The organism is Candidatus Protochlamydia amoebophila UWE25 (assembly GCF_000011565.2).
GTDB lineage: Bacteria > Chlamydiota > Chlamydiia > Chlamydiales > Parachlamydiaceae > Protochlamydia > Protochlamydia amoebophila.
In genome coordinates, this window is the sequence record NC_005861.2 from 209,888 (window position 1) to 236,300 (window position 26,413).

Sequence of the window (26,413 nt, forward strand, 5' to 3'; positions counted from 1 at the left end):
TATGGCGGCTGTAACTCCTGCGTTGATTAAAGAACTGCGCGAACGCACTGGCGTTGGCATGGGAAAATGTAAAGAAGCATTAGAAGAAGCAAATGGTGATATGGAGTTGGCAATTGCCAATCTTCGTAAAGCTGGAATGGCTTCTGCAGTAAAAAAAGAAGGCCGCGAAACGAAAGAAGGTATGATCGGTACAGCTGAAAATGAAAAAACAATAGCAATTGTTGAAGTCAATGCTGAAACTGATTTCGTTGTGAAGAACGAAAGATTTAAAGAATTTCTTGAAAACATTGCTCGTGAAGTAGCAAATACTAATCCTTCTTCTCTAGACGCATTTTTACAGCAAAAGTATTCAAAAGAATCTTCTTTGACTGTTGACCAATACAGAGCAACAATCGTTCAAACGATTGGTGAAAATATTCAGATCAAACGTATTATGACTCTACAGAAAAGCCCAGAGCGTTCATTTGGTATTTATTCGCATTTAGGCGGAAAAATTGTAACGATGGTGGAAATTACTGGTAGTAATCAAGAAGAAGCCTTAGCTAAAGATATTGCGATGCATATTGCGGCTACTGCACCTGACTACTTATCTCCAGAAAAAATTCCGCAAGAAATTATTACAAGTGAAAAAGACATTGCAAAAGGTCAAATTCAAGGAAAGCCTGCTAATATTGTCGATAAAATCGTAGAAGGAAAAATTAATGCATTCTATGATACTAATTGTTTAGTGCGCCAAAAATACATCAAAGATGATAGTTTAAGCATTACAGATTTAGTAAATCAACGTAGCAAAGTAGTTGGCAAAGAATTAGCTGTTACAAACTTCATTCGTTGGAATGTGGGCCAATAATAATCATTTATCTTAATGATTTCATTCAAAGGGTTTAGATAAAAATTTATCTAAACCCTTTTTTATTTAAAGTGCCTCTAATTCATCAAAATTTACTAAGCACATTTGAAACTTTTCTTTGTATAAACTGAAAGTTTATAAACTCGGGAAAAAGAAAAATAAGAGCACTAATTTCAAAACGACCTTTTCAGAATCCAAGGATTGCTTTAATTGCAACTGACATTAAAAATTAAATTTAAAAAAAATCATTGCAAATAATTTTTAAAAAAAACTACAGTGAAAAACTGGTAAATATTTTGTATTTATTTTAAATTATTGATTATAAATCATTTATGTATTCAACAATAAAGTTTTTTATGAACACCAAAAAATTCTTTTTCAAAATCCTGATCCTCTTTACTGGATTTTACCCGTTAGAAAATAGTGCACAAGCGCAGACCGATTTTTTTTATGAAGATTTGTATACCAATGATACTGGTATTTTCCCTGCTTTGAACCAATCGGAAGAGTTTTTTGTTATCCATGAGCCTGATGGTAAATTAATCACCTATTACCATCCATCAGGGACTAACATTGTCATTAAAGAAATTAAGCAGCAGTCAGATAAACCTTGCGTAACTAGTCTATATTTAATTGAAGATCAAGGTATCTATGTAAAAACTGTCACTGATGCCAATTCCATTGAGACTTTAGAAAGAGATGATAAAATCATTTTGGCTCTTCACGAAGCTATTTATGCCAATTCATGTGAAAAATTAGAGTTATTATCTTTAACTAAAAATTTGGAAAAAGATCCAAAAACATTAGATAATGTTGTTAATCTTTTAAGAAATTCCTGTCATAGCAAAAAATGCCCTAAAGGTCCTCCTGGACCTCAAGGAGCAACAGGTCCACAAGGCCCTCCGGGACCAACAGGTGAAGGTGCAGGTCTAACAGGACCAACTGGTTTAACGGGAGCCACAGGATTGACAGGAGCTACAGGATTAACTGGAGCGGATGGTTTCCCAGGAGCTGATGGTATGTCAGGGTCTAAAGGTTTGACAGGAGCCACAGGTTTGACAGGAGCAACGGGATTAACTGGTGCTAGTGGACCAGCTTTTGGCAATAATTATGTTTTTGCCTATGGAATAGAGACACAATCGGTAAATCCATCTCCAGTTAATTTGAGCTTTGATGTTTGTCCAATTTTAGATGGTTGGGTGCGTCCAACTAACACAACGTTCACTTGTAAACAAACAGGAATTTATTTAGTTCAGGTGAGAGGACAATTTACTCTAAATGTAATGGATGCCACATGCGCTCTTTGGGCAACCTTTAATGGCTCCCAAGTTGAAGGAAGCCAGGTTTTTGGGGAATTGAGTGGAGAACTAACAGCAGACACCATTCCATTGACTACAAATTTTTTATTGAATGCGACAAGTGGCCAAGATCTTATTATCCAAGCTGTCGCTAATCCTGGTGGCCAGTTTATCGCTCCAGTTGGGGAAGGTAGTCCTCCAACAGCTTGTGCAATCACTATTATTAGGATTTTATAATTTAACTCCAAACTCAACATAACTGTTGAGTTTGGAAGCTAGCTATCAAAAATTTATAATTTTAAAAACTATTTAAAAAGTACCTTTTATACGAAATATAAATTCTGGAGTTTCTTTAGAAATTTTGATGGAGAATTTTTTTTATTTTTTATAGATTTAAAAAGTTGAATCTTGAGAAGGGAAATAAGAATATTTTCGAAATAAATCAGCTAGCTCTTGAAGTTTAAAATAGGCAAAAATAGGAGATCCTGAGGGGCTAAGATAAGGCATATCGCACATAAAAAGTTGATCGACTAATCCTTGACCTTCATCGATTGATAATTGGATATTTTTAGAAAAAGAAGAACGGCTAGCAGTTAACGCAAGCTTTTCTGTTATTTTTATCTGGAGTTGCTGACTCTGTTGTAAAGTTGACAAATCTTGAATCATTTCTAACAAACAAGTTTCAATTTCTTGTTCAGACATTATAGAAGGAAAAGCATCTAACACGAATGTTTGATTTCCAAATTCACGCATCGAAAAACCTAACTGATTTAAACTTTCTAAGTGTGTCTTTAATAACGTAGTTTCTGGAATAGAAAATTGGAACGTCAGAGGGACAATTAATTGCTGAATAGCTTGCTTTCCTTTGAGATTAAAAAGCAGTTTTTCATATTTAATACGCGAATAGGCTTGTTTTTGATCGAGCAATAGAAGTCCATTCAATTCTTGATTGCTATTAAATGTTCCTTTTACTTGACAAGCATCTAACAAACAATAGCCTGTTAAAGTTTGTAATACTTTAGGCGCTTTTTGTTGATGGGAAATAAAAAAAGTTGGTTCTTCTTTAGTAGGAAGAGACCTAGTTTGGATAAAAGAAGAGGGATTAAAAGTTTCATTTTTTAACTCTAAATTTTCTATGTTTTTAATAAAAGTGGGGTTTTCATCGATCGATGTAGAAAATTTGTGATTAGGTTTGAATTCCCATGACTCTTCTTTGACCTGAAAAGGAGTTTGAAAAGAGGGGGCTGACCAAGGATAAACGCAAGTTTCATTTTGAACTTGGTTAGCCATTTCGGAAAAGGCTTGATGGGGATTTTCTTGTCTTAAGGCTTTTTGAACAGCATTGATTAAAGTCTCTTTAAGTTTTTGCTCCTGTCTTAAGCGCACTTCTTTTTTTTGTGGGTGTACATTAACGTCAAAAAGTGAGCCTGGAAGGCGGAGATGTAAAATAAAAACGGGATACCTATTTGTACCGAGCATAGTTCCATATCCTTCTCGAATAGCTACCCCAATAAGAGGAGAATAAACAGCGCGGCGATTAATGAATAGGTATTGACTGGTTCGGTTGGGTTTATGAATAGAAGGTAGCCCAATATAGCCTTCTATTTCATAAGGAGGAGAAGAAAAAGTAAGAGGGCAGAGAGAATGAGAAAATTCTTTACCTAGTAATGTTTCGATTTTTTTTAATAATTGCTGTTGATGATTAATATCGATTGAAATAAGAGGCATTTTCAAGATGGATTTTTGATCGCTAATTAGCTCAAAAGCAATATTTGGATAAGCTAAACTCAAATTTGTCAGAATTTTAACGATTTCTTGTGTATCATAATTAGGTGAGCGTTGAAATTTACGTCTGACTGGCACATTAAAAAAAAGTGATTTAACTTCAATTGTTGTACCAGGAGAACGAGTCGCTTTCCCATGTGATTGAATACGCCCACCTTCGACAATTGTCAAAGACCCTTGCATTAATTTATCAATTGAACTAACGCCTGATTGAGGTGTGGTAAGAAGTGAAAATTTCGAAATCGAAGCGATTGAAGGGATAGCTTCTCCTCTAAATCCCATAGTAAGAATATTTTCAATATCGTCCACATTTTTTATTTTGGATGTAGCGTGTCTTTCTAAACACAAAAGAGCGTCATCTTCGCTCATTCCACATCCGTTATCAGAAATACGGATAAGTTGTCGCCCTCCTCCCTGTATTTCAACGCAAATCTCTGTTGCTCCAGCATCCATGGAGTTTTCAACTAATTCTTTGACTACCGAAGCGGGATTTTCAATAACCTCTCCAGCAGCAATTTGATTAATAGTTTGTTCAGTTAAAACATGGATTTTAGGTAACGAAGCCATAAGCCTGCCTGATTCGATTGAAAATGGGCCTTTTAAAACTAAATCAGAAACTTTTAAATCTTATTCAAAAATCGCATTTTTTTAGAAAATTTTAGTTATCCAATGTAGCGAAAAATTTTTGAGAATTACTTTTAAATTGATATGATCAAATATCAGTGAAAAATGATCTTCAAAAAATAATAATTAAATGAATGGAATTTGCAGATTTATTTCTGATATTTGATATGATTATACTTTTATAATCATTAAATTTACACGTTTAAAAGATATAGATATCTCATGGATGTTTTTAAACAAGCTAAAATTATCGTAACTAAATTGGTGAAAGCAGGACATACAGCTTATTTTGCTGGTGGATGGGTAAGAGACTATGTAATGGGACATCCATCAGAAGATATTGATATTGCCACAGATGCGACTCCTGCACAAATTATGGATATTTTCCCTAATACGTTGTTGGTAGGGCTTGCTTTTGGGGTGGTCATTGTTGTTTGGGAAGGCCATCAATTTGAAGTGGCTACGTTTCGCAAAGATTTAGATTATGTGGATGGGAGACACCCATCAGGTATTGTTCTTTCAACAGCACGAGAAGACGCTTTGCGGCGTGATTTTACAATTAACGGAATGTTTTACGATCCTTTGAAAGAAGTTATTTATGATTTTGTGAATGGACAAGAGGATATTCGAAGGCATCTTATTCGAGCGATTGGAAATCCTCATGAGAGATTTCAAGAGGATCGGTTAAGAATGCTACGAGCATTTCGCTTTTCTGCGCGTTTTGGATTCGCCATCGAACTTGAAACTCAGCAAGCTATTTTTGAAAATGCCGAGCAGCTTTTCCCAGCTGTAGCGATCGAAAGAATTTGGCAAGAATTTAAAAAGATGGCTATGTATCCATGTTTTGATCAGGCTATTGTAGAGATGCATAGATTGACTTTATTAGATGTCATTTTTCCAGAGTTAAAAGGATTACCAATTAATGAATTGAGGCATTTAGTAGAAGCCTATAAACGATTCCCTAAAAATTGTGCGACTATTTTTTATTTGATAGTATTGATGCCTAGGCTGAATCGAGAAGAAAAGATAGAAGTGGCTAAACGTCTTAAGGTCACAAATCGTGATCTTAAGCTTCTTCACTATTTTGAAGATTTAAACCAGCTAATTAAAAAAGAAAAAGAAAACGGATTGGAAGATCTTTATCCTTGGGCTCATGCTTTAGCTAATCCTGATTTCTCTATTGTAGTAGAAGTGATTGCAGCAACTTTTCCCTTAAATAAAGGGAATGAATTGTTGATTCAACTTAAAAACCGTTTTGAAAAGTTAAAATCCCACATTGAACGAATTCAACAAAAAACACCTTTGATTTCTTCTGCACTTTTACAAGCTAATGGAATTTCGGCAGGTAAGCAGATGGGTATACTTTTAACAGAAGCTGAGAAATTGGCTATTAATAATGATTATCAAGATTCGCAAACGGTATTGAACGCTTTAAAACAAACAATGTTATGGAAAATATGACACCTCATTTTATCACTAGTTTACAACATCCTTTTGTCAAACATTTGGTTAAATTAAGGGAAAATAGTCGTTATCGTTTAGAACATAAAGCATTAATTTTGGAGGGAAGTAAGCCAATTCGAGAAGTTCTTTCTTTCGTTAAAAAGATTATTTACACTTCGGCCTATGCTCCGTATTTAACCTTTGAAGGTTTCGAAAAATGGCAAGTCACTGAGGGAATTATGAAAAAAATTTCTGGGAATAGTACTCCGGAAGGAGTGATTGCAGAGATACAAATGCCTCCTTTTTCTTCTCTTAAGCAAGCTCAAAATATTTTAGTTTTAGACGGAATTAATGATCCAGGAAATTTGGGAACTTTGATGCGAACAGCACTGGCTTTTGGGTGGAACGGAATTTATTTACTCCCTACCAGTTGCGATCCTTACAATGAAAAAGTTTTAAGATCAGCACGGGGAGCCCATTTTAAAATCCCGTTGAGAAGAGGAAATATCAACGAATTGGAATTGTTAGCGAAACAGGGTAACTTCCAAACGTTGGTTGCAGATTTGAAAGGCCAAATTCTTAAATCAACGGTCTCTAAAAAACGAAAAATTTTGATCATGGGTAATGAAGCTCATGGACCCTCTCCAGAAGTGTTTAAATTTGCTGAGCCTATCTGTATTCCCATGTCTGGAGAAATGGAGTCATTAAATGTCGCAGTAGCTGGCGGAATTTTATTATATGCTTTAAATCAAATGAATTTTTAGATAAAGAATACAGTGTCATCCCTTATCCAAAATTCATGTTAACTTGGAATTGTTGAATGAGTAATGCAGATGATGATCGCTCTTATTGGAGAGATCCTGAAGAAGATTATTTCCAACCACGTAAAGAAAGCCGCATGCAAAGAAAGTTAGCGGTAGCGAAAGATCGGTCAAAATATAAAAAAACAGATCAAGAAAAATATTTAAAGAACCTTGAAAAAGGGCATCAACAAAAAATTAGTAAGCAAGAATGGCTAGAGGGACGAGTTGTTTCTATTATTCCGCAAGGAATTTTAGTTGATTATCAAGGTGAACGAATTAGCTGTGTCTTGAAAGGTTTGCTTAAACGAGATAAGACACAAGCTAAAAATCTTGTTGCCGTAGGTGATTTTGTTTTATTTGAGAAAACGCACGAAGGAGAGGGAATCATTGCCAGTGTAAAACCTCGCAGAACAATTCTTTCTCGGGCAGACAATCTTTCTCGTCGAAAAGAACAATTAATTGCTGTAAATATTGATCAAGTAATTATTACGGTTTCCGTGGTTAATCCTCCTTTAAAACCCTCTCTAATCGATCGATATATTATTGCTGCTCATAAAGGAAACATGGATCCTTTAATCGTGATTAATAAAGTAGATCTTTTTGATGCGGATGATGAAGATCAAATATTAAGAGAACAAGAAAAAGATCTTTATCAAGAGCTATTAAAAGCTTATGCGGTAGCTAAAGTACCTGTCATTTCAGTTAGTGCCGCTAAAAATGAAGGTTTAGATCTTCTTCGTCAGGCTATGTTGGGAAAATCTTCTGTTTTTTCTGGGCAGTCTGGTGTAGGAAAATCTTCTTTAATTAATGCTATGACAGGTTTGGATCTGCGCGTAGGGGAAACTGTTGAACGAACAAAAAAAGGTTCTCACACAACGACAACGACTCAATTGATTCCATTGGAATTTGGAGGATGGTGTATTGATACCCCGGGAATTAAAAGTTTTGGCATATGGGATTTGGATAAAAGTGAAGTAGAAGGTTATTTTCCTGAAATTCATGCATGTGGTTTAAATTGTAAATTTCCCGATTGCACCCATTCTCATGAAGAACAGTGTGCGGTTCGTCAGGCAGTTGAAGAAGAGCATATTTCTTTTGTTCGTTATATGTCTTATCAAGTATTAATGGAAACTAGTAATGAGAAGCATATTAGAAGATAACTGAAGAGGAATTATGTCATATATAAGATCTGTAAAAGGAAGAGAAATTTTAGATTCTAGAGGTAATCCAACTGTTGAGGTTGAACTAATTACAGATCAAAATGTCATGGTTAAAGCGTCTGTTCCTTCTGGAGCTTCTACAGGAGAAAATGAGGCATTAGAATTACGTGATGGGGATCTCAATTATTACTTTGGTAAAGGAGTTTTAAAAGCAATTGCTAATATTAATGGTCCAATTGCACAAATTCTGGTTGGAGAGCAGGTCTATGATCAAGAAAGATTAGATCGGATGTTAATTGAAGCTGATGGGACAGACAATAAAGGTCATTTCGGAGCCAACGCGATTTTAGGTGTTTCGCTAGCTTTAGCACGGGCGGGAGCGTTGACAGCAAATCTCCCTTTATATCGCTACATTGGAGGGGTTCATGCCCATCTTTTACCATGTCCCATGATGAATATTATTAATGGAGGGGCTCATGCTGATAACTCTCTTGATTTTCAAGAATTTATGATTCGACCTGTTGGAGCTTCTACTCTTCGTGAAGCGGTTCGGTGGGGAGCTGAAATTTTTCACACGTTAAAAGGAATACTTAAAAAAGCTGGGCATGTGACAGCTGTTGGAGATGAAGGGGGTTTTGCACCTAACCTTTCCTCAAATGAAGAGGCTTTAGAATTGATTTTATTAGCGATTGAAAAAGCTGGTTATCAACCTGGTAAACAAGTGGTTCTAGCAATGGATTGTGCAGCTTCGGAATTTTATGATAAAACTACTAAGCAATATTTTGAAAAGAAAAAGAAACAAAAGAATCAAGTATTTGCGGAAAGAACCGCTGAAGAGCAAATTGCCTATCTTGAAACCCTTTGTCAAAATTATCCAATTGATTCAATTGAAGATGCGTTAGCTGAAGGAGATTGGTGTGGTTGGCAACGATTAACTGAAAGATTAGGACGAAAAATACAAATTGTAGGAGATGATATTTTTGTCACCAACCCCAAATTTCTGGAAAAAGGAATTGAACTTGGTGTGGGGAATGCAATTTTAGTGAAAATTAATCAAATCGGAACACTAACCGAAACGCTGCAAACAATTCGTTTGGCTCAAACTAACAATTATGCTTGTATTATTTCTCATCGATCTGGCGAAACAGAAGATAGTATCATTGCCGATATTAGTGTAGCGGCTAATACAGGACAAATCAAAACAGGTTCTCTTTCTAGATCTGACCGAATTGCTAAGTACAATCGGTTATTAGCTATTGAGGCAGAATTAGAATCGACAGCGCTTTATCAAGATAGTAATCGATTTCAGATTTTCTAAGGTAAATTGATGGATACAATTTATACAATCGTTTTATTTGGAGAGGCTGAACGCGGAGAGTTTCGCACGGCTTATCTTTGTCAAGGATTAGAAGATTTAGATAAATATCTGGGAAATCCACCTTATCAAAGTAAAGGGTTATATTGCGCTGTGCAAGCACTTCTTTTTAAACGTCGCCTCATTTATTTTCGCGTTTCGGAAGAGGGGTTTAGTATAAATGATTATCTCATTGGCTTGAAAATGTTAGAGCAGCAAACTTTCATTCCTAATTTGGATGCGATTTATATGCCTGGAATAGGAAATCAGGAGGTGTTAGATGCGGTGCAACCAATTTGTAAATTTTATCATAGTATTTTGTTGACTAATGAAGCCGATTTCTATGACTATCTTTATTATAAGTAAGTCGATGTAGATAGCCTACATCGACGACTGATTGAGAATTAACGACGATCGTTAAGTTTAGCAAGCAAACGTAACATTTCAATATAAAGCCAAACAAGCGTTACCATCAAAGCAAATGCCCCATACCATTCCATATATTTAGGAACGTTGGCTCGCGCCCCTTGTTCAATGAAATCAAAATCAATAATAAAATTTAAAGCAGCAATTCCTACGACAAACAAGCTAAAAAGAATGCTAAATAAACCACTTCCGTTAATAAAAGAAACATTGATTCCAAAAAATCCTAAGACAATAGCGACTAAATAAACAAGAGCAATTCCTCCTGTAGCGGCCATGACTCCTAGTTTAAAATTTTCAGTTGGTTTAACTAGTCCGGTTTGGTAAATAACTAACATGGCAAGTAAAGTAGCAAGTGTCAAACTTATTGCTTGCATGACAATTCCTGGATAAGAAGTTTCAAAAATACTTGAAATTCCTCCTAAGAATAGACCTTCCATAATAGCATATAAGGGCGCTGATAATGGAGCCCACTCTTTTTTAAACACAGTGACTAAAGATAAAACAAATCCGCCGATCAAGCCAACCATCATCCAAGTTTGAATAGCAGCTGGATTTTGTCCAGCATTAAAAAAAGTTTTCCAAACCCAGATGGCAGGAAGAAATACTAGTAGGAGTAAGATAGCTGTTTTGTTGATTGTTCCACGAATTGTCATGGCACTGGATTTGGACGCAATGCCAAATCCTGAAAATGGATTCCCAGCAAGAGCAGGATTAGAAGATCTCATAGAGCACTCCTTATACTTTGGTTGTAAAAAAAATAGATTACTTCTTCAGAGCCTTATTTGACAAGTCTTTACGAGAGGATTAAAAGCTTTGAAAGAAAAGATTTATTCTCTATTATTATTCATTTGATCTTTCTATGTCGCTAAGACATGTTTCTTTAGCGGATGTAAAAGATTTTTAAGATCTAAAAACCTGAATTTTGAGTTTTTCTCCTGGAAATGCAGTTTTTTTGGTAACTTAAAAGAATCGGTTCTTGAAAATAGTTGTTACTATTCTTCTTAAACCACTTTTCCTTTTTATCGAACAAACCGTTGATTTTTTAGCAGAAATTTTCGAGATATCAAACTAAAAATAGCGTTTGTTTATATACAATGTCAATTTAAAAGAGATGTATAGATATGTTTGGATTCCTCAAAAAAATCTTCGGCAGTGCTCATGACCGCCTATTGAATAGATACCGAAAACAAGTTGAAGAAGTCAACAAATGGGATCAGAAATTTCAATCTTTGAGTGATGAACAATTAAAAGCTAAAACGGCTGAATTTCGTCTGCGTCTCAAAAATGGAGAAATGTTAGACCAGCTTTTACCAGAGGCCTATGCGGTTGTTAAAGCTGTTTGTCGACGTTTAAACGGAACAGAAATTCATGTTTCTGGTTATAACCAACGTTGGGATATGGTTCCTTATGATGTGCAAGTCCTAGGTGGAATCGCTATGCATAATGGAGCTATTGCAGAAATGCACACAGGCGAAGGTAAAACTCTAACAGCAGTGATGCCTTTATATTTAAACGCCCTTACTGGTAAACCAGTCCATTTGATTACAGTTAATGATTATCTAGCGCAGCGAGATTGTGAATGGGTGGGAACTGTTCTTCGATGGCTCGGATTAACAACAGGCGCTTTAACTAATAGTGTAGCTATCGAAAAACGTAAAGAAATTTATGAAAGCGATGTCGTATATGGAACTGCTTCTGAATTTGGATTTGACTATTTACGTGATAATTCGATGGCTATGTCAAAAGAAGATCAAGTTCAACGAGGCTATTACTTTGCAATTATCGACGAAGTGGATTCGATTTTAATTGATGAAGCTAGAACGCCTTTAATTATTTCAGGTCCAGTTCCAGATAGCCGCCAAATGTACGACGAGTTAAAGGAAGGAGTGGCGGAACTTGTTAGACGACAGCGTGATTTATGTAATCGATTAGCTTCTGATGCTCGTAAAGTAGTGGAGGAAGTTGAAGCATTAGGAAGTGGAAAAAAAGATAAGAAGTTAGAAGAGTCTGAACAAGAAGCTTATCGAAAACTTTGGTTAGTTGGAAAAGGAACACCGCAAAATAAAATTCTCAAACGTTTAAAAGAAAATCCAGATATCCGAGCCGCTATTGATAAATGGGATCTTTATTATCATGCTGAGCAAAATAAAGAGGAGCGCACTCAGACTTTGGCAGAACTTTATATGATTATTGATGAAAAAGGTAATGAGTATGAATTGACTGACAAGGGAATTAACGCTTGGCAGACTTATACAAATGGAATTGGAAGTCCAGAAGACTTTATTATGATGGATATCGGTGATGAATACATCAAAGTTGACGAGGACTTATCTCTTGATGCGGAATCTAAGATGGCTCGTAAAATGCAAATTAAAGAAGAAGACGCAAAACGCAAAGAAAGAGCACATAACCTTCGTCAGTTGTTGAGAGCTCATCTATTAATGGAAAAAGATGTCGATTACATTATTCATGATAATAAAATCGTTATTATTGATGAGAATACAGGACGCCCTCAACCAGGAAGACGCTTTTCAGATGGCTTGCATCAAGCAATTGAAGCAAAAGAAGGTGTAGAAATTCAAAAAGAAACGCAAACTTATGCGACAATTACTTTGCAGAATTTTTTTCGCATGTATGAAAAATTGTCTGGGATGACGGGAACAGCAACAACAGAAGCTAATGAGTTTAAAGAAATTTATAAGCTCGATGTTTTAGAAATACCTACGCATCGAGCTAATCGACGTGTTGATTTCAATGATGAAATTTACATGACTGAAAGAGAAAAATATAATGCTATCTTGAAAGAAGTCAGAGAAGTACATGAAAAAGAGCGTCCTATTTTGATAGGAACAGAATCTGTGGAAGTATCTGAAAAACTTTCTCGTATTTTTAAGCAAAATGGGCTTGAGCATACCGTTTTAAATGCTAAACAAAACGAACGAGAAGCTGAAATTATTGCTGAAGCAGGGAAACGTGCCGCTATAACCATAGCAACTAATATGGCAGGTCGAGGGACGGATATTAAGTTAGAACCAGGAGTCGCCGATTTAGGTGGTTTGTATGTTATGGGAACTACGCGTCATCAATCTCGTCGTACTGATAGACAGTTAAGAGGTCGTTGTGCGCGACAAGGGGATCCAGGAAATTCTAAATTCTATATCTCCTTTGAAGATGCATTACTCCGTTTATTTGCTTCTCCTAGGATCACAAGTGTTTTACAAAAGTTTCGTCCACCTGAGGGTGAGCCTATTTCAGCGGGAATGCTTAATAAATCTATTGAAACAGCCCAAAAAAGGGTAGAACAACGTAATTATACTATGCGTAAACATACTTTAGAGTATGACGATGTCATGAATAAACAAAGACAAGAGATATATGCTTTCCGCAATGAAATCCTTGGAGTTGGTAATATTGAACCGGTCGCTATTGAAATTATTGAAAGTGTGTGTTCAATGGGCGCAGATCAATTTTTTAAAAGTCGCTCAGAAGAAGGGGGATGGAATCCAGAAGGATATCGTCAATGGCTTCTTCATCTTTTTCCTGTTACTTTTGATGAGTATTTTTTTGATAAGGAACATTTAGAGATAGAAGAAATAGAGCAAATGGCAGCCGATAAAGTAGTTGAGGCTTTAAAAGAAAAGATTGCAAGCGAGAATGCAAAAGTTCCAGGTCATTTGATTGCAATGGGAGAGTCTCCTTTTCCAGCTCATACTGCTATACGCAATTTAATGATCCGTAAAACTGATCAAATGTGGCAAGAGCATCTTTTACGTATGGACCACTTACGTTCTGACGTGACATTAAGAGCGGTAGGGCAGCGAGATCCTTTGACAGAGTTCAAACACGAAGCTTTTGCCTTATTTGATGAATTGAGTCGCAATTTAAGAACCGAAGTAGCGCGTTCTATGTTTAGGTTTGAAATTATTGCTCCTCAACAAACTTTGGAACAGCTTCTTCAATCAGGCCTCCGTTTAGAAACCAATCGCTCTCTTTTTGTAGACTTACAAAATGAGCAGCCTTCACAAGAAATGGCAGCGGATGAAGAGACGCAAGAAGAATCAAAGATAGAAGAGAATAAGCCTGAACCAATCGTAGTAGGCCCACGTGTTGGTCGCAACGATCTTTGTCCCTGTGGAAGTGGCAAGAAATTTAAAAAATGTTGTAATAAGGTTGAAATTGTATAACATCAAAATAGAAAAGCTTTTTCGATTAATCGAAAAAGCTTTTCTATTTAAAAAATCTGTATTCGTTGATTAATGGATTTACTTTTAAAGAAGAATTAAAAAGCTAAAAAATGCAAAACAATTGTGCTTTTAAACCATCAGCCTGACAGGCATTTAAAAAGCTTAAAAGTTCAATAAATATTTCTTTGTTACCTTTTCTTAAAAATAAATAAGTTTTTAGTAAGAGCATCACAGCTTAATTTTTCATTACATATAGTGTTTAAAATTAAATTTTTATTCGAAAAGTTATTAATTTTATCAATGGAATCTATATCCTCAATAGGAATGTCATTGAGAATGTTTTTTTCAAAAGTTAGAATTACCTCAAATGATAAATTTTCAGGAATTTGTTCAACAAATTTTTGATGTCGCATTCATTAGACCCCATTCTTTCAGCATTAAATTTAAAGCGGAAAAGAGGACTTAGTAACTATTTTTTAAATGTTTCTAACGGTCTTCTGAAGTCAATATACAAAATGATACGTTCTTCATTAGAATGATTCCAAGCGCTATGTTCTAAGTTGTCATTAAAAACAATCCCATCACCTGGCTTTTTCCAAATGAAGGTTTGATCTTTGACTTTTAATCCGCATTGTTCTTCAGCAGGAATAATTAATCCTAAATGGCAAATAAATGAGAGAGGATTGTTGTGTCGATGAGGGGCTAAGTTGCTGTGAGGATGAAGCCTTGAAAGAGCGACGAAATTAATGCTAGGGAAATGTTTTAGAAGAGCTGTCGTTTTAGGAAATCGGATAGGAAGAGAATCTAATACTTGTTCCCTTTGCTCTAGAGTTAAGCCTGCACTGACTTCCATTCCGTGGCCTGAATAGTTCCCAAAATAGATGGGAAAAACAGTCCAATTCCCGCTTAGAAATTGACAATGACCTGATTGATCATAGGTATCACTACCCCATCGGAGCCAAACTTTATTTTCGATCAACTCATCTTGAATGATTGGAAGATTAATTTGAATATCATGAATTTCTTTAAAACGTTTGATTGGAAAAAAGGGAGTTTCTTCATCAAATTCAAATAAAATCATATATACCTTAATAGTAAAATCGTGGTTATAAGAGTATTTTTAAAACATCGGATGACAATTTATGTTTTAATCAAGAAGTGATTTTGTGTATAACAAATTTTTATTTAATTGATTGAGGCATGATGATTTCTTTGGTGATCTTTGTAGCCTGCTATATTAGCTTTGTCTTAGTTCCTCAGCATAAAGCGATGTTTTCATTAATAGGCGTTGCTGCTTTAATTATTTTACAACAAATAGGGTTGTTAGCGGCTTTTCATGAAATTCACTGGAACGTTATGGGGCTTTTCATGGGGACATTGATTTTGGCAGAGTTATTTCTGTATTCGCGAGTCCCAGCTGTGTTTGCGGAATGGTTAGTTGACCGTTCAAAAACAGTAAGAAGCGCTTTAATTAGTATTTTTCTTTTATCAAGCATTATTTCTATGTTTGTTGAAAATGTTGCTGTTGTTTTGTTAATTGCCCCAGTTGCCTTGGCGCTTTGCGAAAAATTAAAAATTTCACCTGTAAAACCGCTGATTTTATTAGCCATGTTTTCCAATTTACAGGGAACAGCAACGTTGATTGGGGATCCGCCTAGTATGATTTTAGGCACTTATATGAAAATGACTTTTGGTGATTTTTTTGTTTATTTAGGAAAGCCTGGTATTTTTTTTATTGTGCAAGTGGGTGCTTTTTTTACACTGTGGTTGGCTTTTTATCTTTTCAGAAATTTTAAACAACCTGCTGAATTGATCAAACTCGAAAAGGTGAAATCTTGGATTCCTTCGTTATTGTTAGTGATTTTGATTGTAGGATTATCTATTGGCTCTCCTTTTGATCCAGATTCTTCTTGGATGGTAGGATCTTTTTCAATGGGTTTGGCTATAATAGGATTGATCTGGCATCATTTAGGCCCTAAATGGGTATTTACAGAACAGATTCTCAAGACGTTAGATTGGAAGACAACTTTTTTTTTGATGGCTCTATTTATTTTAGTCGGAGCTGTTCGTTTAGAGGGGTGGATGGACGCTTTAGCAAAGTGGATTGTGAGTCATGTTCCTCCTAATCTATTGATGGTTTATTTTTTTTTAATTTTTATTTCTTTAATCATATCAGCATTTGTCGACAATGTCCCTTATCTTCTCGCCATGATTCCTGTCGTGCAACAGGTAGCGGATAATACGGATTTTTCTTTGTCTCTCTTAATGTTTGCTTTATTTATTGGAACTTGTTTGGGAGGAAATATCACTCCTGTTGGTGCATCAGCAAATATAGTCGCAGTGAGTTTTTTGGAAAAGAATGGGTATTCTGTTACTTTTTCAACTTATACGTACTACGGACTTTTATTCACAGGAATGGCTATTATTCCGGCAACCATAACTTTGTGGGTCCTATGGTCTTAATGATCAAGCTTGAGTGAGTTTTTATAAATTCATCCAGATTTATTATCTGCAAAATAATAAAATTTAGAGGGTCATTTCAGGAAATACTACTCATTTTCCAGCGTCTGTAAAAATCTCCAACCTAAAAAAATAAAAGGGAGGCTAAGACCTAAAAAAACACTCCAATAATGGCTCTTCCATTGCAGGGTAAGAGTTCCTTCTTGTGAAAAAAGAAGCAGGACGACTCCAAACAAGAAAAAAATAGATCCTGACATCAAAAATAAAGTAGGTAAAATGTCTTTTTTGAGAAGAGTCCAAGACATTTCTATCGTAACAAACGATCCTTCAGCTAATTCGGTCTGTTCCTTAGATTGAAATTCGTTTTGTTCATTTTCTTGGATTTGGTAGAGAGGAGTCGGAATTTCTTCTTCTTCTTCCGATGAGTGGTAAGATGGTCTCCAACCTGAGTTTTCTTCATCTACAGCGTGAATATATACTCCGCAGTAGGGGCAATTATCTACGTTTTTTGCGACATTTCCTTCACAATTCCAACATAACTTTTTTTTAGGTACTGCGCTCATTAAAACGCCCTATTAATCTTATATAAATATTTAACTTTTTAACTTATTATTGGGATGCTCCGATCTCCATGTAGAAGGATTATAAACACCTATTGACATATTATCTTTTTCTTTATCAAAACGCAAGCATTAGAGAAAAATTTCATATAAATTTTGTCAAGTCCAAATTAAATAGAATTGCATATCCAACTTAAGTTGTTATTAATTAGGCGATTGTGTTTTTTGACTTAATTTAATTTAAGTAAATAAAAAAGTTGTTTTTAGCCTTTAAAGATTGTTGAAAACAGCAAAAATAGCTAATTTTTAGAATTATTTTTTATGAAAAATCGAATTCTAATATTATTATTTAGAAAAGTCTTTTAAATGCACTTTTAAAAGACTTTTTTTCTTTCTTTTTTTGTTTTTATTAACTTAGAAGTAGATTTAGATCCTTATTTTATTTTAATAATAAGTTTTTTATATGGAAAGACTATTTGAGATCTTATTTTCCTCTTGTTTGATGCATTTATTTCCAAATTTTTCAAAGAAGTATGATGATTCTGAATTGACAATTGTATATGCTAAACATCTCATTTTGGAGTTGATGCTAATTAAAAATTTAGGAAGTTTTAACTCTAGTGACAAGTTTATCGAAGGAGAGAATGATGGAAATAAAAAAATTCGATGTGGCTGTTCTTGGAGGAGGCCCTGGCGGCTATCCAGCTGCGATTCGAGCAGCACAACGAGGTAAATCTGTTGCATTGATTGAAGCCAAAGAATTGGGTGGTACTTGTTTAAATAGGGGGTGTATTCCTTCAAAAGCTCTAATTGCTGGAGCAGAAGTTGTTGATCGCATCCATGAAGCGAAAGAATTTGGAATTCATGTGGGTGAAGTTAATATCGATTATGCTCAACTTGCTTTCCATAAAGACCGAGTGATTGAACGGATGCGTAAAGGCTTAGAAGGGCTTATGGCAACTAATAAAATTACTGTTTTTAAAGGATTTGGACAATTTATTTCCCCTCGAGAAATTAAAATCAAAGGTCAGGATAATACAAGTATTACCGCCGATCAAATTATCATCGCGACAGGATCAGAACCGCGTAATATTTCAGCTTTCCCATTTGACTATGAACGCATTCATGACTCTACCTCACTGCTAGCCATGAAAACTCTTCCTGAAAAACTTATTATCGTTGGAGGGGGAGTCATTGGCTGTGAATTTGCCTCTCTTTATGCCACTCTTGGTGTCCATGTGACAATCTTAGAATTGTTGCCACGTTTAATTTCGTCTGAGGCTATTGAAGTATCACAAGCATTGACAAAAGCATTTATTAAGCGAGGTATTCAAGTAGAAACAGGGGTAAAAGTTCAAAAAATTGAACAAGTTGAGATGGGAATACAAGTTCAAGTAGAAGAAGGAAAACATTACGTTGCTGACTGTTGTTTAGTCGCAGTAGGTCGTTCTCTCAATACTAAAAACATTGGACTTGACAAAGCAGGTATTTTAGTTCAAGAAAATGGGATGATTGCTGTCAATGATAAAATGCAAACAAACGTTGATGGTATTTACGCGGTAGGGGACATTGCATCGAAGTGGTGGTTAGCTCACGTTGCTTCTCACCAAGGCCTTATAGCAGCAGACCAAATTTGTGGAAAAAGTAGTCGTATGTATTATCACGCGATTCCTTCCGTAATCTTTACTCATCCTGAAATCGCAACAGTCGGATTATCACTTGAAGAAGCGACGAAAAGAGGATATAAAGCTAAGTTGGCGAGCTTTCCTTTTCAGGCGCTTGGAAAATCTCAAGCTGCTTTACAGGCAGAAGGATTTGCCCAAATTGTTGTCGAAGAAAAATCAGGACAGATTCTTGGCGCTCAAGTTGTTGGTTATGAAGCCTCTGTAATGATTGCAGAAATGACTCTCGCTATTGCGAACGAATTGACCGTGGAATGTGTGGCAGAAACCATCCATGCCCATCCTACTCTACCGGAAGCTTGGCTAGAATCAGCACTACTAGGGGAAGGTTTACCCTTGCATTTACCCCCTAAAACGCAAAAAAAGGGATAAGATTCAATTTTTAAAGGACTGCTGTGATGGAAAACTCTCCAAAAACTCGTCGCTTAAATATCCTACCAGATAATCCTGAAAATACTGGAGATGGTGTGGTAGGGCTTGGCCGCTTTCCTTCATGGTTGCACCGGCCACTTCCTAAAGGAAACCAACTTCAAATTACTGGGCAAGTCATCAACCAAAATCGCTTACACACTGTTTGCGAAGAGGCTAAATGTCCCAATCTCTTAGAATGTTGGACTAAAAAAACTGCCACATTTCTTGTAATGGGTAAAGAGTGTTCACGTAACTGTGGTTTTTGTGATATAGACTTTTCAAAAAATCCTAAACCCCTAGATCGAAGTGAACCGTCGAGAGTTGCTTTATCTGTCCAACAGTTAGGATTAAAGCACGTTGTAATCACAATGGTAGCACGAGATGATTTGTCTGATGGAGGAAGTTCTCATCTCGTCGAGGTCATTGAGGCGATTAGGCAAACTAATGAAGATGTAACTATTGAGGTCTTAACTTCGGATTTTGAAGGAAATCGAAAGGCTCTAAGCTTTGTTTTACAAGCTAAACCTGAAATTTTTAATCATAATATTGAAACAGTTCGCCGTTTAACTCCACGTGTTAGACATAAAGCCACTTATGAAAGAACTTTAAGTGTACTTGAACAAGCTGCCCAAAAGAAATATCACTCCCAACTTAAGGTTAAATCAGGGATAATGGTGGGGTTAGGTGAGACTGAAGAAGAAATTTTTGAAACATTATTAGATTTAAAAAGGGTAGGATGTGAAATTGTCACCATTGGACAGTATTTACAACCTAATCGGCAAAAACTCCTTGTAAAATCTTTTGTTCATCCTGATATATTTAAAAAATATGAACAATATGGATTGAGTATAGGAATACCTCATCTTTATTGTGGACCTTTTGTTAGATCTAGCTATAACGCAAATTTAGTTCTTATGCGTGCAAATCAAAAAGAAGCAATTGTTAACAGCGAATAGTAATTAGGTGAATGATGCAAGAATCAGGCGAACCATTTGAACATTATCCTTTAGTAGATGCAATGGATCATGAAATTTTGATGCATCGAGACGCTCATTTTGGCGGTCTCTTTTCTGTCATGTTAGATTATTATAAAGGAGAAGGAAAAGGAATTCAGCCTGACTTTACAATTGAGAGGATTGAACGATTGGCAACTCTCGAAGCTGAAATGAAAGAAAATTTAGCAGCTTTATTTTTTACAGCATCGGAAGCGCAAAAAGTGGCTGACGCGAGAGCAGCGTATCAAAATTTACGTTCTATTTATGAAATTCAAAATCAACAAAATCGTTTTCCTCGATTGATTGCTGATTTAATTTTATCTGAAGACGAAGAAGCAGAAAAAGAAGTGAATGCCATTGTGGCAGAGAAAGATAAAATTGTTCCTCTTCTTATTGAATGTTTGGGCAATGAGCAATTTTATGATCCAATTTTTCCTGGCTATGGATTGCTACCCTCTTTGATAGTTAAATGTTTAGGTAAAATTGGAGATAAACGAGCCATTATTTCTTTATTTGAAGCGCTTGGTCAAGGAGATTTTTTTGCAGATGAACAAATACTTAGAGCGCTCAAAGCAATTGGGGATCCTGCAAAGGCTTTTTTATTAAAAGTTGTTTGTGGGAAACCTTTGAATGAAGATAATGAACGTGCTGCGATTGGTTTACTTGCTTTTAAAGAAAATCCTGAAGTTGCAAATACATGTTTTAATTTATTAAAAAACGAAGATATTCAAAAAAGACCTTGCCTCTCCACTTATTTGGCTTTAGCTTGCATAGGTTTACAAGATGAGCATTTAAGACAAGAATTTCGGCAAATGGTTACCCAGCCGCAACTCAATGCAATGTTGAAAGAGGATATGAAAGGAATTCTTCACAGTTGGGATCATCTCGATCAATAAATCCTCGTATTTTAATAATCAATAGAGTTAAAAAACAATGAAGCTAAAAACATTAACGAACAAATAAAAGAACTTGCCAGAAAAGCTCTTTGAGAAAGGGTGTTTCTTCATAGAGTTGGTAGAATTTTTGAGGTAAGGATGCCATGGCTGCTAGATTTTATGAATTTCATTATCAATGATTTACTTGAGGGAAGATTTAAATACCCAAGTCAGTTGTCATGAGAACGATGAGTTGAAAATGACCAGTGGTTATGGCTTGTCTTCCATAAAAAAATTGCCAAGTGCTTGCTAGGCTAGTGGATCCTCGAGATAAAAAAACCGCCGGGCTTCTTTTTGCAAAACTGCCTGAATCCTTAAAAATAAGTTCTCTATTTCGCTGATAAATTTAATGTCTATTATGAAACCATTTCTTGGAGCCAACATCAACCAGTTAGCAAGCCATCTGGTCAGACAAGCTACCTTGAAAGATTAATTGTACTCTCAGACAAAGGTGTGCAAGACTTGTAAGGAAAACACTTTTATTTTCTAAAAAGCTAACTAATCCCATTGGGTTAATAAAATATTTTATTTGTGATTACCATAGATAATTGAGAACCTTACCTATTTAGCAATATCCTTAAATTTATATTTAATTATAATTTTATAATTAAATATAAAAATTAAATTGTATATTATGTAAATATATCTTATTATTAATAAGAAAAAACAAAATATTATAAAGTTTACTAATAAATTAAAAAATAGAATTCTATGCAATTAAAATATATAGATGGCGATGCTCCTAGCAACTACTTTGCTCTTTCTTCTAGCCCAGATCCAAAATTAAGCCAAAGTACAATAAACAATGGTAAAACATATATCCTTTTAGGAAGCTTTGAAAAAACATACCCTTTAATGCGTAGAATTGGAATTGGAATATATATAACTTTTAAGACTTTATGTACGTTAGGCTTGGGGCTTTTTTCTGAAAATGTTCGAGAAGATTGGAAGTCTTTTTGGAGCGGTAAAAAAAGTAAAATTATTTACTCTTCTTCTCCCTCATTTTTACCAATTAAACTTTTGGCAGACCAAGGCGATGCAAAAGCTCAATATAAACTTGGAGTCATATATGCCAATGGGCGGGGTATTACACAATCAGATACAGAAGCTTTTAAATATTTTAAACTCGCTGCCGATCAAGGTCATGCAGTTGCTCAATATAACCTTGGAGTCATATATGACAATGGGCAGGGTATTACACAATCAGAGCAAGAGGCTATTAAATATTACAAACTCGCTGCCGATCAAGGTGATGCAGATGCTCAATATAATCTTGGAGTCATATATGCCAATGGGCAGGGTATTACACAATCAGATGCAGAAGCTTTTAAATATTTTAAACTCGCTGCCGATCAAGGTGATGCAGATGCCCAATACGAGCTTGGAGTCAGGTATGCCAATGGGCAGGGTATTACACAATCAGATACAGAAGCTTTTAAATATTTTAAACTCGCTGCCGATCAAGGTGATGCAGATGCTCAATACAACCTCGAAGTCAGATATTCCAATGGACGAGGTGTTATACAATCAGATCAAGAAGCTTTTAAATATTTTAAACTCGCTGCCGATCAAGGTGATGCAGATGCCCAATACGAGCTTGGAACTCTGTAAAAAAGGGGCAAGAAGTTGAACAATCCAGTCAACTAGTTCTAAGGTATTATCAACTTGCTACTGAACAAGGGAATGCTCAGGCAGCAATAAAAATTGGCTTTATTATTTCTCAACAAAACCAACTAAATTAGTTTAAAATTAAAGTTTATATTTTTATAAATTAAAAAGGAAATCATATATAATTAAAATTTATAGCCGACTTTCCTCTTAAATAAATTGCTTTTCTCCGCTTGAATTAGGACAATTACTCTATCCAATTAGATCTGTTTATTAGAATAGCCTTAACTATTTAGCACTACCCGAAAAATCTATAAACAAACAAATAAAATTTAAATAAAAATAATTAAATTTTCTATAATTATTTTAAATAAATTTATTAATTTAAAGTTGTTTTGTTTAAATTCTATTTAGTAAGTTACCATCATTAAATATAAGAATAGAAATAAAAATTAACTGAGAAGTTTTTGATCGAAGTGCATGGATGTTTTTAAACATTTTTGAAATAATAAATAGGAGCTAGCTCAATTTGTCACTTCAATCAATAATTGCAACTTAGTCTTACGTTTAATCACAGATTAAATAAGAAGAGATTGTTGTTTATCAATTTTTCTTTGTTCTTGATCGAGTCTTCCTAATTCGTATCCTTCGTAATCGACAAATTTAAAAAATCTTTCGAAAGCAGGAAAGGCTTCACAGGTTAGTCTAGCCATTGTTTGAGCTATATGGCGATAACTTGGATGACCTGCTGGAGCAGAACGTAATTCGCAGAGCCACTGAAGTGCACGCAAATTCACATGAAAATACCAACGAATATTATACGCCATTGGAACGATATATTGAGCTTCTTCAGGAAGTTCGCTTGAAATCAAATCAAAAACTTCTTTAGCTTGGTTGAGTGCATGACAATATGCTTCTTCGTAAGGAGTGTTTTGAATTTCTGGAGGAATATAAAATCCGTAGTCGCAACAAAGAAGTTGTCGTTCTTGCGTTAAAATGCGATGTCTATGTAAATCTCGATAAGCGCCAAAATCTGAGATGATTTCGAAAGTAAATTCAGCATGTTCGAGAGCTCTTGGAGATTTTTGTCGCCTATTTTCACGTGCATTACAACCGGCATCTAAAATTCGCGCGAGCTCTTCATCGGACAACCGCTTACATTGATTCCAAATGTCTGCAAATCCTTTGTCCCCTAGTGAAAACAGAAGAGCAGCGGCGACCTTAGTGACAGCTTCTGGATCGGAAGAAACCAGACGAACTCCGGGTTGAAGTGATCGATCACATTTACCAAGATATTGCTCGGCAATTAGTCTAAGTTCCGATTGCATTGTTTCTAAAAACTGGGCGTAACTTTGATGCGTACGATGGGTTGGATCTGAGCGGCGTACAAACGAAGGAATGATTTTAGAAAGCTCTTGATGACTTCTTTTAGCGATATCTTGTAATTCTGCCAAATTTTGACAGTTCATTCTGTGAATAAGATGTTCAAAAAACCGACCATTTCCGTAAATTCCCATATTGGTAAGGGTTCCGGCAGGTAGTAAGCCTCGTAAACAGTCTAAAACTTTAGCTCGCAACGCGGCTGTATAAGCGGTTTTAGAAATAGAGGGATCTTTGGGGAATCGTTGTTCAATAATAGCTGTCATTGGAGGAATTAAACGACTATACGTATCGAATAACATATTACAGGTTTGCACATAACTATCGCGATAAGCTGAAGTCATTAAAATTGGTTCTCGATAGAAAAGGTATTCTCCATTCACTTTTTGATCAAAATAAATATAGCGAGTCGATTTTTCAAGAGGAGATCCTCCAATACGATGGTCTTCAATCAGTTTAGCGGCCATCATAGAAACATTTTCAATCGCTAGATGAGCTCCTCCTAATTCGCCAATTGAGTCATCTCCATAACCATCTAAAATTCGATCGTAAAAAGCTTGCGCTTTTCTAATGGCCTCACTTTGATGAGTTTGTTGTTTCTCTTCTTCTTTGAAAGCTACTCCAACAATATCTTCAAATGCCGTTTCATCATTGTTAGAAATGAATTCTTTAAGTAATAAACTTCTTAATCCCAGACTAGATCGCGAATAACGCGAAAAAAGCGCGCCTTTAATGACTTCGGGTAAATTTCTCAATGCGAAAACATGACTAGATGTATTGGTAACATATCGCTTTAATGTTTGAATTTGCGATTCAGTGAACTCTTCATAATCATCTGTTAGCATAACGGATCCTCAAATCTGCTCATTTTTGGGAAATAAACAGTTCTAGCCTGCCATAAAGCCACTCGTCTTTCAAGTAAAATGTCATTTTTCTCTTCAATGGTGATTTTTTAAGGGGATTTCAATAAGGGATATTTGATTTCTATCGATCTATTCATTATAAACTTATGAAATTAAATGTTAAAATTTTGACAGTAAATTAAGAAATTTTTATGAGTAACTTAAATAAACACAATGATTGGGAAAGATGGAATCAAGAAGGATTTATCCCTGGCCCGGAAGAATCTGAAGTAAATTTTAATCAACGTGTTGCTTTTTGCGAAAATTTAAAGCAAAAACTCATTCAAAATACCGGACCTGATATTCCCTTTGAAGAAAGCGATCTTGCATCCCAAGTTATGTTGCAAGAAGCAGCCAAAGAGACTAAGCAAATTTATGGAATAGCACCTCATTGGCCCCCTCTTTTTTTTAACAACTATCAATTAGCTCCCTGGCATGCTGGTTGCGCGTGGATTTTTCAATTAGACGAGCAAACTCCTACAGCAGCTTTTTTGCAATTACGAGCTCAATTTAAGGAGCGGTCGAATTACCTAGGAATTTATAATCGCAAAGAATTGTTGGTTCATGAATTAGCTCACGTAGGTCGCATGATGTATACAGAACCGCAATTTGAAGAAATATTAGCCTATCAATCTTCTCCCTCTCGCCTACGTCGTTTTTTAGGACCTATCGTGCAATCTTCAAAAGAAAGTTTGTTATTTATTTTGCTTTTAGGTGTTATTTTGGTAGCAAACTTAGCTCTTCTCATGACTAATATCTCTTTAGCCACAACTTTTATGCTAGGATTGCAGTTAATCCCTATTTTTTTTGTTGGATTAGCTTTAGGACGTTTATTTCGCAAGCAATACCTCATTAACCAGTGTCGAAAAGTATTGGAAATCTATTTGCCAAATAAACAAGTAGCTAACCATTTCCTCTATCGTTTATTAGATTCGGAAATTCGAATGTTTGCACGCTCTTCTCGAACAGAAATGCAAACCTTTATACAAAATCAAGCAGTTAATAATTTTCGTTGGAAATTTTTAGTCTCTTTATATCCTCTTAAAAAGGAATAAATATTTCTCCTTTTTAAAAATAATTTTTACCTTATTTAAGGTGGTAATTTTTTCTCCTGATTTGCCTTTAGAAAACCTATAAATTTTTTTCTTTACTTACTTCAAGTAGAGTTGTCGCTTTTCTTTTTCTTAAGAGTTTTGTCGGGAAATATAAAATTTTTTCAAGTTATTCTTTATTACTTTTTTCTGCCAAGGGTGGGGGTTATTCTTTTTGGCAATTCTTCTTCACATTTTTCAGTTGTGGTTTCTTCCAATATAGATAAAATTTTGAATGTGCCTGACTTAAACGAGGAGTTTTATTTAGTTTACTTTTAGTAGAAAAAATTTGATTAGCAATTAATGAAATAGGAGCAAATACGTTCCAAGCTTCTATTTGAGGTGAACTTGAAGGGAAGATGTTATTTTTAGATCGCGATAATAAATGTGATTTATTTAGGTCTTAGTTAATATACTAACATTGATAAAAAATGGATTTTCTGTTGTATAGTGGAAAAGGGA

General features: G+C 35.3%; 20 protein-coding genes and 1 pseudogene. 15 read left to right on the top strand and 6 right to left on the bottom strand.

Features of this window, described 5'->3' with window-relative positions; genetic code table 11:
- The first annotated feature begins 1 nt into the window (after position 1).
- Together tsf and PC_RS09755 are read left to right on the top strand one after the other, a co-directional pair.
- A complete protein-coding gene (gene tsf, locus PC_RS00670) occupies positions 2-850 on the top strand; it encodes a translation elongation factor Ts (protein WP_011174687.1) in 849 nt (282 codons plus the stop codon).
- Positions 851-1,206: 356 nt separating this feature from the next.
- Positions 1,207-2,385 carry a collagen-like protein gene (locus PC_RS09755; protein ID WP_052278616.1) on the top strand — a complete coding sequence of 393 codons (1,179 nt, stop codon included), beginning with the start codon at positions 1,207-1,209 and terminating at the stop codon, positions 2,383-2,385.
- A 156-nt stretch (positions 2,386-2,541) separates the two neighbouring features.
- Here the strand turns inward: PC_RS09755 and mutL are convergent, their stop codons facing one another.
- Positions 2,542-4,500 carry a DNA mismatch repair endonuclease MutL gene (gene mutL, locus PC_RS00685; RefSeq protein ID WP_011174689.1) on the bottom strand — a complete coding sequence of 653 codons (1,959 nt, stop codon included), beginning with the start codon at positions 4,498-4,500 and terminating at the stop codon, positions 2,542-2,544.
- Between the two features lie 279 nt (positions 4,501-4,779).
- On the opposite strand from mutL, the gene PC_RS00690 reads away from it, so the two are divergent.
- The 5 genes from PC_RS00690 to PC_RS00710 are packed head-to-tail and all read left to right on the top strand — an operon-like array spanning position 4,780 to position 9,683.
- On the top strand, positions 4,780-6,018 hold the full coding sequence (locus tag PC_RS00690) for a CCA tRNA nucleotidyltransferase (RefSeq protein WP_011174690.1): 1,239 nt from the start codon (positions 4,780-4,782) through the stop codon (positions 6,016-6,018).
- The gene (locus PC_RS00695; protein ID WP_011174691.1) at positions 6,015-6,764 is read left to right on the top strand and encodes a TrmH family RNA methyltransferase; all 750 of its coding nucleotides are present in this window, start codon (positions 6,015-6,017) and stop codon (positions 6,762-6,764) included. Before PC_RS00690 ends, PC_RS00695 begins: the two co-directional genes overlap by 4 nt.
- Before the next feature lie 56 nt (positions 6,765-6,820).
- Complete coding sequence (gene rsgA, locus PC_RS00700; protein WP_039356028.1) at positions 6,821-7,963, top strand: ribosome small subunit-dependent GTPase A; 1,143 nt, start codon at positions 6,821-6,823, stop codon at positions 7,961-7,963.
- A gap of 13 nt (positions 7,964-7,976) precedes the next feature.
- The gene (gene eno, locus PC_RS00705; protein WP_011174693.1) at positions 7,977-9,281 is read left to right on the top strand and encodes a phosphopyruvate hydratase; all 1,305 of its coding nucleotides are present in this window, start codon (positions 7,977-7,979) and stop codon (positions 9,279-9,281) included.
- A gap of 9 nt (positions 9,282-9,290) precedes the next feature.
- A complete protein-coding gene (locus PC_RS00710) occupies positions 9,291-9,683 on the top strand; it encodes a hypothetical protein (RefSeq protein ID WP_039356034.1) in 393 nt (130 codons plus the stop codon).
- A gap of 38 nt (positions 9,684-9,721) precedes the next feature.
- Here PC_RS00710 and PC_RS00715 read toward each other — a convergent pair whose 3' ends face one another.
- Positions 9,722-10,468 (bottom strand): Bax inhibitor-1/YccA family protein, encoded by a 747-nt coding sequence (locus PC_RS00715; protein ID WP_011174695.1) that lies wholly within the window; start codon positions 10,466-10,468, stop codon positions 9,722-9,724.
- Between the two features lie 396 nt (positions 10,469-10,864).
- Between PC_RS00715 and secA the strand changes: the two genes are divergently transcribed.
- Positions 10,865-13,927: a preprotein translocase subunit SecA gene (gene secA / locus PC_RS00720; RefSeq protein WP_011174696.1), complete on the top strand. Its 3,063-nt coding sequence runs from the start codon at positions 10,865-10,867 to the stop codon at positions 13,925-13,927.
- 188 nt (positions 13,928-14,115) lie between these two features.
- Here secA and PC_RS00725 read toward each other — a convergent pair whose 3' ends face one another.
- Together PC_RS00725 and PC_RS09760 are read right to left on the bottom strand one after the other, a co-directional pair.
- Positions 14,116-14,340 (bottom strand): hypothetical protein, encoded by a 225-nt coding sequence (locus tag PC_RS00725; protein ID WP_011174697.1) that lies wholly within the window; start codon positions 14,338-14,340, stop codon positions 14,116-14,118.
- Positions 14,341-14,396: 56 nt separating this feature from the next.
- Entirely contained in the window at positions 14,397-15,008 is a 612-nt protein-coding gene (locus tag PC_RS09760; protein WP_011174698.1) for an aspartyl/asparaginyl beta-hydroxylase domain-containing protein, read from the bottom strand.
- Between the two features lie 119 nt (positions 15,009-15,127).
- Here PC_RS09760 and PC_RS00735 point away from each other — a divergent pair, with 119 nt between their 5' ends.
- Positions 15,128-16,390, top strand: a complete 1,263-nt coding sequence (locus tag PC_RS00735; RefSeq protein ID WP_232086045.1) for an ArsB/NhaD family transporter — start codon at positions 15,128-15,130, stop codon at positions 16,388-16,390.
- A gap of 86 nt (positions 16,391-16,476) precedes the next feature.
- On the opposite strand, the gene PC_RS00740 is transcribed toward PC_RS00735, so the two are convergent.
- A complete protein-coding gene (locus PC_RS00740) occupies positions 16,477-16,950 on the bottom strand; it encodes a hypothetical protein (RefSeq protein ID WP_011174700.1) in 474 nt (157 codons plus the stop codon).
- 641 nt (positions 16,951-17,591) lie between these two features.
- On the opposite strand from PC_RS00740, the gene lpdA reads away from it, so the two are divergent.
- The 5 genes and pseudogenes from lpdA (at position 17,592) to PC_RS00760 (ending at position 22,581) form a co-directional block, all read left to right on the top strand.
- Positions 17,592-19,001 (top strand): dihydrolipoyl dehydrogenase, encoded by a 1,410-nt coding sequence (gene lpdA / locus PC_RS00745; RefSeq protein ID WP_011174701.1) that lies wholly within the window; start codon positions 17,592-17,594, stop codon positions 18,999-19,001.
- A 26-nt stretch (positions 19,002-19,027) separates the two neighbouring features.
- A complete protein-coding gene (lipA, locus tag PC_RS00750; protein ID WP_044044671.1) occupies positions 19,028-19,996 on the top strand; it encodes a lipoyl synthase in 969 nt (322 codons plus the stop codon).
- A gap of 11 nt (positions 19,997-20,007) precedes the next feature.
- Positions 20,008-20,931 (top strand): HEAT repeat domain-containing protein, encoded by a 924-nt coding sequence (locus PC_RS00755; protein ID WP_181679009.1) that lies wholly within the window; start codon positions 20,008-20,010, stop codon positions 20,929-20,931.
- Between the two features lie 30 nt (positions 20,932-20,961).
- Positions 20,962-21,518: pseudogene (locus PC_RS10810) on the top strand (IS1 family transposase); the annotation flags it as partial.
- Positions 21,519-21,681: 163 nt separating this feature from the next.
- Positions 21,682-22,581, top strand: coding sequence for a tetratricopeptide repeat protein (locus PC_RS00760; RefSeq protein WP_011174704.1), 900 nt, complete (start codon positions 21,682-21,684; stop codon positions 22,579-22,581).
- 575 nt (positions 22,582-23,156) lie between these two features.
- Here the strand turns inward: PC_RS00760 and PC_RS00765 are convergent.
- On the bottom strand, positions 23,157-24,803 hold the full coding sequence (locus PC_RS00765) for an FAD-dependent thymidylate synthase (RefSeq protein ID WP_011174705.1): 1,647 nt from the start codon (positions 24,801-24,803) through the stop codon (positions 23,157-23,159).
- A 209-nt stretch (positions 24,804-25,012) separates the two neighbouring features.
- On the opposite strand from PC_RS00765, the gene PC_RS00770 reads away from it, so the two are divergent.
- Positions 25,013-25,915, top strand: coding sequence for a hypothetical protein (locus tag PC_RS00770; RefSeq protein WP_011174706.1), 903 nt, complete (start codon positions 25,013-25,015; stop codon positions 25,913-25,915).
- The last annotated feature ends 498 nt before the right edge of the window (positions 25,916-26,413 follow it).

Bases quoted from the DNA above. Each gene is read 5' to 3' on its own strand.
- PC_RS00740 (WP_011174700.1), bottom strand. From the start codon at position 16,950: ATGAGCGCAGTACCTAAAAAAAAGTTATGTTGGAATTGTGAAGGAAAT.
- lpdA (WP_011174701.1), top strand. From the start codon at position 17,592: ATGATGGAAATAAAAAAATTCGATGTGGCTGTTCTTGGAGGAGGCCCT.
- PC_RS00735 (WP_232086045.1), top strand. From the start codon at position 15,128: ATGATGATTTCTTTGGTGATCTTTGTAGCCTGCTATATTAGCTTTGTC.
- PC_RS00765 (WP_011174705.1), bottom strand. From the start codon at position 24,803: ATGCTAACAGATGATTATGAAGAGTTCACTGAATCGCAAATTCAAACA.
- rsgA (WP_039356028.1), top strand. From the start codon at position 6,821: ATGAGTAATGCAGATGATGATCGCTCTTATTGGAGAGATCCTGAAGAA.
- mutL (WP_011174689.1), bottom strand. From the start codon at position 4,500: ATGGCTTCGTTACCTAAAATCCATGTTTTAACTGAACAAACTATTAAT.
- PC_RS00725 (WP_011174697.1), bottom strand. From the start codon at position 14,340: ATGCGACATCAAAAATTTGTTGAACAAATTCCTGAAAATTTATCATTT.
- lipA (WP_044044671.1), top strand. From the start codon at position 19,028: ATGGAAAACTCTCCAAAAACTCGTCGCTTAAATATCCTACCAGATAAT.
- PC_RS09755 (WP_052278616.1), top strand. From the start codon at position 1,207: ATGAACACCAAAAAATTCTTTTTCAAAATCCTGATCCTCTTTACTGGA.
- PC_RS00695 (WP_011174691.1), top strand. From the start codon at position 6,015: ATGACACCTCATTTTATCACTAGTTTACAACATCCTTTTGTCAAACAT.
- PC_RS00770 (WP_011174706.1), top strand. From the start codon at position 25,013: ATGAGTAACTTAAATAAACACAATGATTGGGAAAGATGGAATCAAGAA.
- eno (WP_011174693.1), top strand. From the start codon at position 7,977: ATGTCATATATAAGATCTGTAAAAGGAAGAGAAATTTTAGATTCTAGA.
- PC_RS09760 (WP_011174698.1), bottom strand. From the start codon at position 15,008: ATGATTTTATTTGAATTTGATGAAGAAACTCCCTTTTTTCCAATCAAA.
- secA (WP_011174696.1), top strand. From the start codon at position 10,865: ATGTTTGGATTCCTCAAAAAAATCTTCGGCAGTGCTCATGACCGCCTA.
- PC_RS00755 (WP_181679009.1), top strand. From the start codon at position 20,008: ATGATGCAAGAATCAGGCGAACCATTTGAACATTATCCTTTAGTAGAT.
- PC_RS00715 (WP_011174695.1), bottom strand. From the start codon at position 10,468: ATGAGATCTTCTAATCCTGCTCTTGCTGGGAATCCATTTTCAGGATTT.
- PC_RS00760 (WP_011174704.1), top strand. From the start codon at position 21,682: ATGCAATTAAAATATATAGATGGCGATGCTCCTAGCAACTACTTTGCT.
- PC_RS00710 (WP_039356034.1), top strand. From the start codon at position 9,291: ATGGATACAATTTATACAATCGTTTTATTTGGAGAGGCTGAACGCGGA.
- PC_RS00690 (WP_011174690.1), top strand. From the start codon at position 4,780: ATGGATGTTTTTAAACAAGCTAAAATTATCGTAACTAAATTGGTGAAA.
- tsf (WP_011174687.1), top strand. From the start codon at position 2: ATGGCGGCTGTAACTCCTGCGTTGATTAAAGAACTGCGCGAACGCACT.